Annotated in this window: 10 protein-coding genes; 5 read left to right on the top strand and 5 right to left on the bottom strand. The window is 62.6% G+C overall.

Annotated elements, in window-relative coordinates; all coding sequences use genetic code 11:
- The 4 genes from HX873_RS29645 to HX873_RS29660 all read right to left on the bottom strand — a co-directional run.
- On the bottom strand, positions 1-745 hold a 745-nt coding region (locus tag HX873_RS29645), incomplete at its 3' end, for a hypothetical protein (RefSeq protein ID WP_177123618.1).
- A gap of 143 nt (positions 746-888) precedes the next feature.
- The gene (locus tag HX873_RS29650) at positions 889-1,953 is read right to left on the bottom strand and encodes a lipocalin-like domain-containing protein (RefSeq protein WP_177009813.1); all 1,065 of its coding nucleotides are present in this window, start codon (positions 1,951-1,953) and stop codon (positions 889-891) included.
- On the bottom strand, positions 1,943-4,417 hold the full coding sequence (locus tag HX873_RS29655) for an FtsX-like permease family protein (RefSeq protein ID WP_177123619.1): 2,475 nt from the start codon (positions 4,415-4,417) through the stop codon (positions 1,943-1,945). Before HX873_RS29655 ends, HX873_RS29650 begins: the two co-directional genes overlap by 11 nt.
- Position 4,418: 1 nt before the next feature.
- Positions 4,419-5,087: an ABC transporter ATP-binding protein gene (locus tag HX873_RS29660; RefSeq protein WP_008431380.1), complete on the bottom strand. Its 669-nt coding sequence runs from the start codon at positions 5,085-5,087 to the stop codon at positions 4,419-4,421.
- Positions 5,088-5,433: 346 nt separating this feature from the next.
- Here HX873_RS29660 and HX873_RS29665 point away from each other — a divergent pair, with 346 nt between their 5' ends.
- The 5 genes from HX873_RS29665 to HX873_RS29685 all read left to right on the top strand — a co-directional run bounded on the left by HX873_RS29665 (position 5,434) and on the right by HX873_RS29685 (position 11,337).
- Positions 5,434-6,117 carry a histidine phosphatase family protein gene (locus HX873_RS29665; protein WP_003210274.1) on the top strand — a complete coding sequence of 228 codons (684 nt, stop codon included), beginning with the start codon at positions 5,434-5,436 and terminating at the stop codon, positions 6,115-6,117.
- A gap of 348 nt (positions 6,118-6,465) precedes the next feature.
- Positions 6,466-8,121 carry a lipid IV(A) 4-amino-4-deoxy-L-arabinosyltransferase gene (gene arnT / locus HX873_RS29670; protein WP_177123620.1) on the top strand — a complete coding sequence of 552 codons (1,656 nt, stop codon included), beginning with the start codon at positions 6,466-6,468 and terminating at the stop codon, positions 8,119-8,121.
- Between the two features lie 60 nt (positions 8,122-8,181).
- Positions 8,182-9,702 carry a glycosyltransferase family 39 protein gene (locus tag HX873_RS29675; protein WP_177123621.1) on the top strand — a complete coding sequence of 507 codons (1,521 nt, stop codon included), beginning with the start codon at positions 8,182-8,184 and terminating at the stop codon, positions 9,700-9,702.
- Between the two features lie 67 nt (positions 9,703-9,769).
- A complete protein-coding gene (locus tag HX873_RS29680; RefSeq protein ID WP_177123622.1) occupies positions 9,770-10,531 on the top strand; it encodes a M15 family metallopeptidase in 762 nt (253 codons plus the stop codon).
- Between the two features lie 83 nt (positions 10,532-10,614).
- On the top strand, positions 10,615-11,337 hold the full coding sequence (locus HX873_RS29685; RefSeq protein ID WP_177123623.1) for a L,D-transpeptidase: 723 nt from the start codon (positions 10,615-10,617) through the stop codon (positions 11,335-11,337).
- Here HX873_RS29685 and HX873_RS29690 read toward each other — a convergent pair.
- Positions 11,304-12,164 carry an alpha/beta fold hydrolase gene (locus HX873_RS29690; protein ID WP_177067182.1) on the bottom strand — a complete coding sequence of 287 codons (861 nt, stop codon included), beginning with the start codon at positions 12,162-12,164 and terminating at the stop codon, positions 11,304-11,306. The two genes, HX873_RS29685 and HX873_RS29690, sit on opposite strands and share 34 nt — an antisense overlap.
- Positions 12,165-12,243: the final 79 nt, after the last annotated feature.

The following is a 12,243-nucleotide window of genomic DNA, read 5'->3' on the forward strand; positions in this document are numbered from 1 at the left end:
CCTCCACATACTTCGCCCGCCTACACATCGCCTCCCGCCCCTCCATACATGCTTCCTTGATCTCCAACCCCGCCACACCCACATCCAACGCCAACCCCACATACGTCCCCTTGCCCAAAAACCTCGACGTCTCGGCAATGCTGCGAATCCGCTGCGTATAGCCCACGATTTCACTCTTGTGCAGATAACTCTTGGTGGAAATACCCAGCACTTTTTTCAGCGATTTATTGGTTTTCAGGCTCGTGCCAAATCGCGCCGCACCTTGAAGTTGAGTATCCAAGCGCCGGAACAACATCTGCCGCTTCTGGATAAACGCTTTCTTATTCAACGCTCCATCCTTGAGTTGTTGATGCAAACGCTCAATTTCTTCCAGAGTGCGCTGAACCTCGTCCAGGTGTCGCCCCCAGGCCGCCGTCGAACTGCCGACTCCCACCGAGCTATAAGCCAATAAACTCTGGAATAGATCATAGTTATTGATCACCGCCGCCCCAGCCGAGGCATCCAACTCCAGATTGCGCTGAATCTCCTGGGCATGGCGCATCAACCATGCATCATCAGTAGTGCAAGCCACAGCGTAGGCATCGGGAACGATCACCATCTGCCCCGGCGTCACCAGGCTTGCCTGACGCAAATGCAGGTTCAACGCGTCGAATTGATCGGAGAGTTGCCCACTGGCCCCGGTCAGTAACCGGGATTTCAAACTGAGGTAGTCCGTGGTGCGGTCATTGATGTATCCCTGCGCCATCACTTACATCCCTGATGTAATGGATATGGCGCAGGAATATAGGCAGGCGAACACGGCCCGGACACAAGGTTGGAACAGCTGAAATTACATTTGGGAAATCACCTACCTGGCAGGTAACCAAGGCCTACAAAAAATCGTCGGACTCAATACCCCGTCATCTCCAGGTACCCCACCCCACCCTGAAATTTCACCGGCCCTTCCCAGTAAGGAATGCTCAGGTTCATCCAGGCCTTTGGGTTGACCGCTTCCGTGGTGATATCCAGATGTTTGCCCGGGATCTTCAATGACCACTGGGTGGGAATGCTGCGCCCATCGATCGCGGTGGTGGTCAGTGGGGTCAGCTGGATGTCCTGGTTGTGCAGGGTCTGGGTGCGGCCCTCCTGGTCGATCCAGGTGCCCGTCAGGTACGACGGCCCGTCTTTCTGCCGCACCCGAAACAGCATCAATTGCTCGCCACTGTCCAGGTGCAGGGAGAACCAGTCCCAGCCGGTCTGGCTGGCGGTCAGGGGCTGGCTGCTCCATTCGCGATCGAGCCAGGCGTTGCCGGTGACTTGGTAAGATTTTCCATCGATGGTCACGCGGCCATCTGCCTGGAAAAACGGCTGGCTGTAGTAGTACGACGCCTGGCCCTGGTCGGACTTGCGGCTATAGCCGTTGTCGCCCTGGAGCACCAATGGGCGGCTGGAGGTCAGGTGCAGGTCATAGTTGAAATGCTCGCCTGCAGCCTTGAGTTGCATGTCCGCCAGGGGGCTGGCTGCACCGGGGCGGGTGGCGAAATTCCAGTCATCGATCCAGGCATTGAACGGCACCGCCTGGGCCCCTGCCTGCCCCACGCCGCCGCGGGCGTAGCGTTCGCTGGCGTAATGGCGGGTGGCCGAGGTGACGGCGGCGTGGCCGAGCCAGATCGTCGAGTCGTGCCAGCCGGGTTGTGTCGGGCCGGCCTTGAGTGCGTTGCGAAACAGCGTCCATTGCACGCCGTAGGCATTGCCCTCGGCATCCTTCAGGTTGGCGGTGAGGTACCACCATTCGATGCGATAGCCGTCATGGGGGCCATGGTCCTGGGGAAAGCTGAAGACCTTGCCGGGCACCACCTGGGCAAAGTCCGCGGCCTGGCTGCCCAGTCCGGCGAAGCTTTCTTCAGGTGCAGGTGGTTTGTCGCAGGCGCCCAGCAGCAGGAACGTCGCCCATAGCAGGCACTTAATCTTCATTGGCAAAGGTCCTCAGCAAATCCGCCGGGCGACTGCGGTACAGCTGCCACAACGGCCAGGCCGAAGCCAGCAAGGTGGCCAGCATCGCCAGGCCCAGCAGTTGCGCCAGTTGCCCCGGGAACACCTGCAACGGCAGGCGCCAGCCGAAGGCCTGGACGTTGATCACCACGTCCAGGCACCACGCCAGCAGCAAGCCCAGCGGCAACGCCAGCACCAGGGTCAGCACCGCCAGCAGCCAGGTCTGGCCGAGGTTGAGCAGCATCAATTGGCGTCGTGTCACGCCCAGCGCCCACAGCGGGGCCAACTGGCCAAGACGGCTTTGGCTCTGGGTCAGCAGGCTGATGAACAACGCCACGCCGGCCACGCCCAGGGTCAGGCTGTTAAGGGCGGCGGTGGCGGCAAAAGTCCGTTCGAAGACCTGGCTCGACCAGCCCTTGAGCTGCTGCTGGTCGACGATGCGGCTGTCTTCGAGGGCAAACCGTTCCTGTACTGCACGCACCAGCGGCGGCACGTTGCCCGGCAAAACCCGCAGGTTGAAACGCGCCGGCGACAATCCCGGCCAGTGCTGCAACAGGTGCCGCGAATTCACCAGCAAGTGGCCCTTGGGGTTGCCGTAGTCGGCATAAATCCCCACGACCTTCGGCGACCATGGACCATGGGGCGTGGGGATGCTGACCACATCGCCCAGCCGCACCTTGAGCCGGCGTACCATTTGCTCACTGAGCATCAGGCTGTCGTCCTGCAGCAACTGGCCCCATGGGTCCGTCGCCGCTTCCAGCAACGGCCAATGCTGGCGATAAGTAGGGTCGTCGACCACGCCGAACAGGTCAGCCGGCCACCCCTGCAACTGCACCGCAACCTGCCAGGTCGGCAGCACTGTCTGCACCAGGGGCTGCTGTACCAGCCAGGTTTGCAGCGCCTCGGCCTGGGCCGGGTTTTGCGGGTTGAGGTACAACTCGGCGGTCAGGCGTTGTTCCAGCCAGTTGTTGAAGGTCTGGCGAAAGCCCGAGGTCATCGAGCCCGCGCCGATATTGGCGGCCAACGCCAGCAGCAAGGCCATCAGCGCCAGGCTCAGGGCCGGCAACTGCTGGCGGCAATCGGCGAGAAACCATTGCCCCAGCACCGAACGGCTGCGCCCCAATACCGCCTTGAGCACGCCATTGAGCACCACCGGCAAGCCCAGCGCAGCGCCCAGCAACAAGGCCGCCATCAATACAAAACCACTGGCCAGGCTGTCGCCAAATACCAGTGCCAACAGCGCAACCAGTAAGGCCGAACCCGCCACCCAGCCCTGGCGTCGCAGCCAGCGCCCATGGGCCTGGTGCCAGGCCTGGGCATTGGCCAGCGCCAACAACGGCAAACGCGCCGCCCGCCACAGGCTGCTGGCCCCGGCGAGCAACGCGCCGAGCAAACCCAGGCCCAGGCCACTGAGCCACCACAGTGGGCTGAGGCTCAGTTGGCCGGGCACCTCGGCGCCATACAGGCCGCGCAAGCTGGCGGCTACATCCGGCAGCAACAGGCTGGCCAGCAAGTACCCGCTGGCCACGCCCGCCAGGCCACCCAGCACGGCCAGGCCACCGAGTTCCACCGCCAGGCTGAGGATCAGCATCCGCGCACTGACCCCGCACGCCCGCAAGGTTCGCAGCAGGCCGCGCCGCTGCTCCAGCGCCAGGCCGATGGCGGCATGCACGATAAACAAGCCCACCACAAAGGACAGAAAGCCCAGCGCATCGAGGTTCAGATGGAAGCTTTCAGTGAGGCGCGCGAGGTTGTTTTCCTCGGCCTGCTTGAGCTGCAGTTGCGCGCCCAGTTCCGGCGGCAGGGCGGGATGCGCGGCGGCAAAGGCCTTGTCCAGCAGCAACCGCGACAGGCGTTGGGGCATGTCCAGCAGCGGTTGGGCGAAGCCGATATCGGTCAGCAATACGCCAGGGGCCATGTCCGCTTGAACATGCAGCGGCGGCAGCACCAGCCCGGCAGCTGTCAGCGGCTGGTCGCCCTCTTTCAGGCCCAGAGACTGCAAGGTCTGCGGCGCGATCCAGGTGCGTCCCGGCGGGTTGAAGAACGCGACCATCTGCGCCCGGTCCAGGGTCTGCCCGGCCAGCGCGCCACCGCCGGGCAACGACACCGGGTCGATGCCCATCACTTGCAGGCGCTGGTCTTCATGGCCCTTGAGCTGCACGCGGCCCTGCACCACCGGCGACACCGGCCACCCGGCGCGGCGCAGGTCGGCAAACAGCGCCTGGGGGAAGCTCGCACCGTCCGGCGCACTGAGGCTGGCCTGGGGTTCGCCGCCGATCAGCTGGCTGGCCCGCGCGTAGCTGTCCCGCGCCTGGCTGTTGAGGGCTTGCACGCCGGTCAACAGCGCGGTGGCCAGCCACAGGCCAGTGAGCACACTGAAGAATTGCACAGGGTGGCGACGCCAATGGCTGAGCAGCGCGCGCAGTGTCCAATAGAAGACCCGCATGTCAGCGGGCGTCCGCAGCGAGTACCTGGCCGCGATGCAACACCACCTGCTGGTCAAGGCGCGCCGCGATGCGGGGGCTGTGGGTGACCATCAGCAAACTGGTCGGGCTGTCCCGCAGCAGGTCCAGCAGCAGTTGCAGCACTTCGTCACTGGTGCCTTCGTCGAGGTTACCGGTGGGTTCGTCCGCCAGCAGCAAGCCGGGGCGCGACGCCAGAGCTCGTCCTACCGCTACCCGTTGCTGCTGGCCGCCGGACAGTTGTTCGGGGTAACGCCTGAGCAAGTCACCCAGGCCGAGTCGCTCCACAAGCTGCGCTTGCCACGCCGGATCGAGGCGCCCGGCCAGGCGCGCCTGGAAGGCCAGGTTGTCTTCGACCCGCAGGCTGCCGATCAGGTTGAACTGCTGGAACACCAGGCCGATCTCGGTGCGACGCCAGTGGGCCAGTTGCGCCTCACTCATCTGGTCCAGGCGCTGGTCGCCGACCTGGATGCTGCCACGGTCGACCTGGTCGAGCCCGGCCACCAAATGCAGCAGCGTGCTTTTGCCACTGCCCGACTCACCCATCAACGCCAGGCTGCTGCGCGCTCCCAGGTACAGGTCGACACCCGCCAGCACGGTCAACGGCCCCTGCGGCGTGCCATAACTCTTGAATACCCCTTGTACCTGCAGCATCACCCCTCCCCACAAGCTTCTGGACTTAAGCCGGAGAATAACGGTTGTCACATTTTTATGTCACAACCATGGGAAAAAGGAGCGCCCCATGACCCCTGCAAATTTTTCACATCGATTTCACCCGGTCGCCACCTGCTGCACTTTAAATTGCCGTCCATGGGCAGATAACAGGCTGGTTATTTCAAACGCCCGTTAGTGCAAGTGAACAATTTTTTATATCGGTATGTTCAGCAAAAAGACAGCGCCCCTGTGACACGCTTTTGCATATTCCTGCATCAGCGCTACTCACTTGGCGCCTGCCTAACTTGCCGCTGCCAGTTACCGGATTAACGCCTGGAAGTTACCAATGGTGAATAGTGTGGTTGACCTGACCCTGAGCAAGTCTCGCTCGCGCTGGGCATTTGTAAAACAGCTGAACAAACTGTGGCTTGGCGTGGCAGGTATCGTGATGATCAGCCTGGCAGTAACGGCGTTCATCTGGTGGCCAAGATCGCCGCTGGACCTGGGCGTGGGCCACCGCCTGCTCACCTCCGGAACCCTGGAAGCCTGGCGTAACGGAGACCTGGTGGTGCTGGTCCGCCATGAGGAACGCTGTGACCGCTCCAACAACCCTTGCCTGGGCCCGGCAGACGGCCTGACCACGCTCGGCTCGTTGTCTGCCAGTGCCGTGGGCAAGGCCTTCCAGACCCTGGGCATGGAAAACACCGACGTACTGAGCAGCCCCACTACCCGTACCGCGCAGACCTCGCTTTTCATGTTCGGCAAGGCCGAATTGTCACCCGGGCCCCTGGCCATCTGCGGCCCTGCTATCGGCGAGGAACTGCGCCCGCATAAACACGCGGACCGCAACCTGCTGGTGGTCACCCACAGCGCCTGCATCAGCGACTTCGAGGAGGCATTGGGCTACTCACACGCTGCCCATGCTGAATACGGCAGTGCATTGTTTGTAAAGCTGCTGCCCGATGGCAAGTTCAAGGCGCTGGGTATTTTGAACAGTAAGGACTGGGCCGCCGTGCTTAAACAACTTTAGAACACTTCTTAACATTTAATCATTCAAGTTCGTTCAGCAAAAAGACAGCCAGACCGTGGCATCGTCTATGGTTTTAATTGATTTTTTTAGAAAAATTATTAGCTCACTAACTTTTCACAAGTTAACAACATGACGATGACCTTCGATGACTTATTGGACGCCACACGTTTAACGAGCTTGACTGGGGCACAGGGATATTCAGTTTCGCCCCCCCACTAACAGACTGTTTAAGGAATAACGTTCTGTGCCGCATTTCTACCCGACCACGACTACCTTCTACCCCTCGCGCATGGCTGATCCAGCGCTCGCGCTGATTCACCGTCAATACCGCTTGAGAGTGCAATAGCCATGACCCGCCTTAAACCATTGCCCGTATTGCTACTGGCATTCGTGATGTTCTATCTGTTGCCACTGGGCCTGCATGGCCTATGGATCCCTGACGAAACCCGCTACGCCCAGATCAGCCAGGAAATGCTCATCAGCGGCAACTGGGTGGCACCGCACTTCATGGGCGTGCGCTATTTCGAAAAACCCGCCGCCGGCTACTGGCTGATCGCACTGGGCCAGGCATTGTTCGGTGAAAACCTGTTCGGCGTGCGTATCGCTTCCGCCCTGACCACCGGCCTGAGCGTCGTGCTCGCCTACCTGATCGCCCGCCGGCTATGGAACGACCCGCGCAAGAGCTTCGCCTGCGCGCTGCTCTACATGAGTTTCGGCCTGGTGGCCGGGCAAGCCGGTTATTCCAACCTGGATCCACAATTCACCTTTTGGGTCAACCTGAGCCTGGCGGCGCTGTGGTTTGCCCTCGACAGCTCCACCCCCCGTGCCCGCCTCGCCAGCTGGACGTTGCTGGGTGTGGCCTGCGGCATGGGTTTCATGACCAAGGGTTTCCTGGCGTGGTTGCTGCCGGTGTTGATCGCCCTGCCTTACCTGCTCTGGCAACGTCGCCTGGGGGAACTGCTGCGCTACGGGCCGCTGGCGATACTGGTGGCGGCCGTGGTGTGCCTGCCCTGGGCACTGACGATCCACCTGCAGGAACCGGACTACTGGCGTTTCTTCTTCTGGCACGAGCACATCCGCCGGTTCGCCTCCGACAATGCCCAGCATGCACGACCCTGGTGGTTCTACCTGCCGCTGATGGTGGTGTCGTGCCTGCCGTGGGCGGCGCTGCTGCCGGCGACACTGTGCAAGGCCTGGAAGGAAAAGCGCCAACCGGCCATCGTCTTCCTGGCGCTGTGGTTGCTGCTGCCCCTGGGCTTTTTCAGCCTGAGCAACGGCAAGCTGCCGACCTACATCATGCCGTGCCTGCTGCCGCTGGCGCTGCTGATGGGCCATGCATTGGTCGACCTGCTGGCCAACGCCCGCACCCGCACGCTGCGCGTCAATGGCCTGCTCAACCTGGGCATCGGCGTCGCGGCAATGGTGACGCTGATCTACCTGCAAATCGACCGGCCGTTGTACGGCAACAGCCACAGCGAGATGTTCAACCTGTCCCTGACGTTCATCGTGCTGATGGGCTGGATGCTCGCCAACCTGCTTCAAGCCTTCCGCCCAGTGGCGCTGTGGGCGATGCCGGCGTTGGGCATTGGCCTGCTGGTGGCGCTGTTGCCCGCCGGCATGCCGGCGGTGATCGAAGATAACCAGATGCCTGATCAGTTCGTGCTCCAGCACCTGGACGAGCTGCAACAGACCCATGCGCTGCTGAGCAACGAACTGGAGTCGGCGTCGGCCCTGGCATGGCGCCTGCGGCGGCCCGAAGTGACGCTCTACAACACCGAAGGCGAACTGCGCTACGGCCTGCAATACGCCGACTCGATGCACCGCAAGGTGGAGCTCGACAGCGTTCAAGCCTGGCTCAAGCAGGCGCGCCAGCAAGGCCCGGTGGGCGTGCTGATGCGGGTCAGGAGCACCAGCGAAATGCGCGAAGCCGGCCAGCTGCCGTTGGGGGGCAAGCGTTATTACAAGGGTGACCTGGAGATCATCATCTACCCGCAATTGCCGTAACACAGGCGCCCTAATGTGGGGTGACCCCATTCAACACTCGTCCCACATCGGAACCGCCGCATGAACTTCTGGAAAACCGAACGCGGCGCCCTGCTGCTGCTCCTGGGCGTGTCGGCCCTGATCCTGCTGCTGGGCCTGGGCGCCCGCGACCTGTGGGGCCCGGAAACCCGCTGGGCGAACATCACCCTGCAGATGCTGCAAAGCGGCGACTACTTCGACCCGTACCTCAAGGGCACCCCGTATTACGACAAACCCCTGCCGTCGTACTGGCTGATCACCGGCCTGGCCAACCTGATGGGCGGCCTGGGGCCGTGGTCGTTGCGCCTGTCATCGGTCATCTCGGCGTGGCTGAGCATCTGGCTGGTGTACCTGATCGGCGAGCAACTGTTCCGCAAAGGCACCGGCCTGATTGCCGGCTGGATGCTCGCGACCACCTTCTACTTCCTCTTCTGGGCCCGGGTGGCCACGGCGGACGTGCTGACCGTATGCGGCGTGCTCGCCGCCGTCTGGTGGTATTGGCGCGGGCCGGACGATACGCGGCTGGGGCGCTACACGGTGTTCTTCCTGTTACTGGCGGCGACATCACTGTTCAAGGGTTTGATCGGCTTTGTACTGCCGGGCCTGGTGCTGTTGCCGCACTTGCTCAGCGAACAGCGCTACAAACGCCATCTCAACCTGCGGTTGGTGCTGGCCGTGATCATCGCCGGGGCGTTCTACGCGATCCCGTTTGTGCTGTCCCACCTCTACGGCGCACCGACCTACGGTGCAAGCGGCCTGGAACTGGTGTTCCGGGAAAACGTGGTGCGCTTCTTCGACCCGTTCGACCATATGGGGCCGATCTACACCTACCTGATCTACCTGCCGGCCTACACCTTGCCCTGGGCGCCGTGCTGGGTGCTGGGCCTGTGGCTCGCCGTGCGGCATTGGCGCGACACCCCGCCCAACACCCGTTGGCTGGTGTGGGGGCTGGGCCTGCTGTTTGTGTTCTTCACCGCCAGTGGCAGCCGGCGCAGTTACTACGTGCTGCCGCTGGTGCCGTTCGCGCAGTTGCTGGCGGCGTGGTGGGTCAGTGAGCGTATCGCCCGCAAAGGCACGGTCGGCCGGGGTTGGTACCGTGGGTTCGGCATCGCTGCGGGGGTGATGCTGTTGGTACTCGGGGTGGTGTATCCGTGGACCAATGGCAATGGCGGCGTGACCCGTTTCGCCGAGGACGTTCAAGCGCAAGCAGTGAAAAGCGCGCCATGGAACGAGTGGCAGATGGTGATGGTGGAAGTCGACAACAAGGTACCGATGTACCTGCAAAATCACGGGACGCCGTTCTACTACGTTGCCGAAACCCAGGACTTCCCGCGCCAGGGCGACAGTGCGGCGTTCATGGGCTGGCTGGAAAAAACCAGCGGCCGCACCTTTGATCCCAAGCGCACAATTATTGTCGCGCAGTCCACCAAGGATGACCCGACGCCGCTGGCCTACCTGGGCAACGATCATCAGGTCATCACTACCCAGCCGGACAATGGTGAACGGTTGTTCCACAAGCGTGACGGTGGCAGCGTGGCATTTGTGCCCAACGCCGCGCCGTAGCACTGGCGGCATGGGGCGGGCATTGCTAGTGTGGCGCGCTTAAGCCACCGTCCGAGCCCGGCCGCCCATGCCCTACTCTTCCCTTTCCCTTGCCGCCCTGAGCCTGATCGTGCTCGCCACGCCGGTAGCGGCAGACACGCCGATGCCGGCCAACATGGTTTACCTGCGCAGCCTCGACCCGAGCATCGCCCAGGACATTCGCTACGCCAGCCCCCACAACTTCACCGGAGCGCCGCTGGACGGCTACAACGCAGCCGAATGCGTGCTGTCTGCCGACGCGGCAAAGGCACTGGTACGGGTCCAGGCCGAGTTGGCCAGGCAGGGTTACGGCTTGAAGGTCTTCGACTGCTATCGTCCCAGCCGTGCCGTGGCGAACATGGGCCGCTTCGCCAGCCTGCCGGGGGATCCGGCCAAGGCCGAGTTCTACCCCCGGGTGAACAAGCAGGACTTCTGGCGCCTGGGCTACGTAGCCAAGGTTTCCAACCACTCCCGGGGCGCGGCAGTGGACGTGACCCTGACCGGTCCCGATGCACGGCCAGCCCAGGCTTGGAGCGCCGACACCGCGGCGGTGGATTGCGCCGCCGGTTACGGTCGACGCTTGCCCGATGGCGGCCTGGACATGGGCACCGGTTTTGATTGCTTCGACGAAATGGCCCACACCAACAGCCCCCACATCAGCCAGGCGGCACGCCAGAATCGCCAACGGTTGAGCGCTGCGATGGCCAAGGAAGGCTTTACCGGTTATGCCGGCGAATGGTGGCACTTCACCTATAGCCGAAACCCGGTGCGGGCAGAGCCGATGGACTTCCCTATCGAACCGCAGCGGTAACATCACAACACAGCTTCAGCTTGATAAAGCCCGGGGCAAAAACTAGCGTTTGAGGTTTCCCTCTTTTCAAGGACTGAACGACGTTGAACACGCTCATCAAAACCTGCGCGGCGCTGCTGACGCTGCTTTCAAACGTGGCACTCGCGCAAATCCCCGACGACAGCCGGCAACTGATCGTGGTCACCACCCCGGACTGGAACGCCCTCCAGGGCACCGCACAACGCTATGAGCGGCATGGGCAAGGCTTTGAGAAAGTCGGCGAACCCTTTGCCATCGTGGTCGGTAAAAACGGCATGGCGTGGGGCACCGGCCTTACGACGCCCACCCCCGACCAGCAGCCCCTCAAGCATGAAGGCGATGGCAAGGCCCCGGCCGGCATCTTCAAACTCGGCGGTGCCTTCGGCTACGCCCCCACCGCTGACACCCGCTTGCCTTACGCGGCCAGTACCGCCACCCGCGAATGCGTGGATGACAGCCAGTCCAGCCATTACAACACCCTGGTGGACAGCTCGGCGGTGAACAAGGACTGGACCAGTTCCGAGCGGATGCTGCGCAAGGACCAGCTGTACCGCCAGGGGATTTTTGTCGAGCACAACACACCGGCTTTGGCCAACGGCGGCTCGTGTATTTTCCTGCATATCTGGCGCAGCGTCAGTTCGGGAACATTGGGCTGCACGGCGATGGACCCGGTGAATATCCAGGCGTTGTTTGCCTGGCTGGACCCGCGAGAAAACCCGCTGCTGGTGCAACTGCCCGCCGCGCAGTACGACCTCTACCGTGAGCGCTGGAAACTGCCGTCCCGCTGAGCTGACAGCAGGCGCTGAAATGCGGCCAATACCTCATCGGGTTTTTCCAGCATGAGTTGGTGGCCGCATTCGGGCAACAACTGATACTCGGCATTGGGCAAATGCCGGGCGAGTGCTTCGCCGCCGCTGGCCGGGGTCAGGCCGTCGGTGTCGCCGGCCAGCACACTCAAGGGCAGGGTCAGGGTGAGCAGTGCATTGGCGTCTGGCCATTGGACGTTTTTCATCAGGGCCTTGAACATGTACAGCGGGTTGCGCTCGGTGAGTTTTTCTTCGTAGGCGACCAGTGCGGGGTCGGCTTTGGCGTTCCATGCGGCCTGGCGGAAACCTTTGGCCAGCAGGGGGCGCAGCCATTCCAGGAGCCATGCGGGTAGACGCATCAGGCCGCCGCTCCGGCTGATGCTGTGGAGTCGGGTGCCCAGCAGCAATACGGCTTCGATGGGGATCGCGGGTTTGGCCAGCAAGGCGCTCAGGGTCAGGCCAGTGCCGAAGGAGTGGGCGACGATGAGGTTGCGGGAACCGCCGTAGCGCTTGAGGATTTCCAGGTAGTCGGCGACCAGTTCGGGCCAGGCGTAGGCCTCTGGGTTGCGGGGTTTTGCGCTGGCGCCGTGACCGAGCAGGTCCCAGGCGACCAGACTGTAGCCTTGGGTTTTCAGGGATTGCCATTGGTGGCGCCACTGGTCCTTGTTGCCGCCGGCGCCGTGGCAGAAGAACACTACCGTGTCGGGTTGGGTGGTGCCCGCGTGATGGGTGATGCTCAGGTGACGGTTGGGGCGGATTTCCAGTGGTTGGCCCTGGATCACTGGCAGTTCGGTGAAAGAGGTCGGCATGGAGGTTTCTCAATAAGTGAAAGGGTTGAGTGTGGTGAAGCAACAGCAAAATCAAAGGTGGACACGATCCAAATGTGGG

This window comes from Pseudomonas sp. P7758, assembly GCF_013386485.1.
Lineage (GTDB): Bacteria > Pseudomonadota > Gammaproteobacteria > Pseudomonadales > Pseudomonadaceae > Aquipseudomonas.

Coding starts and splice junctions, on each gene's coding strand:
- HX873_RS29680 (WP_177123622.1), top strand. CDS start 9,770: ATGCCCTACTCTTCCCTTTCCCTTGCCGCCCTGAGCCTGATCGTGCTC.
- HX873_RS29675 (WP_177123621.1), top strand. CDS start 8,182: ATGAACTTCTGGAAAACCGAACGCGGCGCCCTGCTGCTGCTCCTGGGC.
- HX873_RS29650 (WP_177009813.1), bottom strand. CDS start 1,953: ATGAAGATTAAGTGCCTGCTATGGGCGACGTTCCTGCTGCTGGGCGCC.
- HX873_RS29665 (WP_003210274.1), top strand. CDS start 5,434: ATGGTGAATAGTGTGGTTGACCTGACCCTGAGCAAGTCTCGCTCGCGC.
- HX873_RS29690 (WP_177067182.1), bottom strand. CDS start 12,164: ATGCCGACCTCTTTCACCGAACTGCCAGTGATCCAGGGCCAACCACTG.
- HX873_RS29655 (WP_177123619.1), bottom strand. CDS start 4,417: ATGCGGGTCTTCTATTGGACACTGCGCGCGCTGCTCAGCCATTGGCGT.
- HX873_RS29660 (WP_008431380.1), bottom strand. CDS start 5,087: ATGCTGCAGGTACAAGGGGTATTCAAGAGTTATGGCACGCCGCAGGGG.
- arnT (WP_177123620.1), top strand. CDS start 6,466: ATGACCCGCCTTAAACCATTGCCCGTATTGCTACTGGCATTCGTGATG.